The sequence below is a fragment of the Psychrobacter sp. GW64-MNA-CIBAN-0177 genome, assembly GCF_040309585.1.
Classification (GTDB): domain Bacteria; phylum Pseudomonadota; class Gammaproteobacteria; order Pseudomonadales; family Moraxellaceae; genus Psychrobacter; species Psychrobacter okhotskensis.
The window spans coordinates 1-249 of sequence record NZ_JBEOOY010000486.1; the positions used below are offsets into that span (position 1 = coordinate 1).

At 40.6% G+C, this 249-nt stretch carries 1 pseudogene; it reads right to left on the reverse strand.

From position 1 onward, the window contains the following. Positions 1-249 (reverse strand): annotated as a pseudogene (locus AAEY79_RS15920) (guanosine-3',5'-bis(diphosphate) 3'-pyrophosphohydrolase); the annotation flags it as partial.

Below are 249 nucleotides of genomic sequence, written 5' to 3' on the forward strand. Positions count from 1 at the left end.
GCCCTAGATTGGTCAATACTATGGTCAAATAACGATGAATAGCTTCTCGTTGAAAATTACGCCCAAGTCCATGTTGCAATAACTTATCAGACAATTTGTTATACATATCTGAATCAAGATTGCGATAACACAACACTTCGATATAATCGGCAATGTCATTTAGCCCCATCAAGCGAGCAAAAGGCACATAAAAATCCAATGTTTCTTGCGCCGTTGAGCGCTGTTTTTCAGGGCGTACCGAATCAAGGG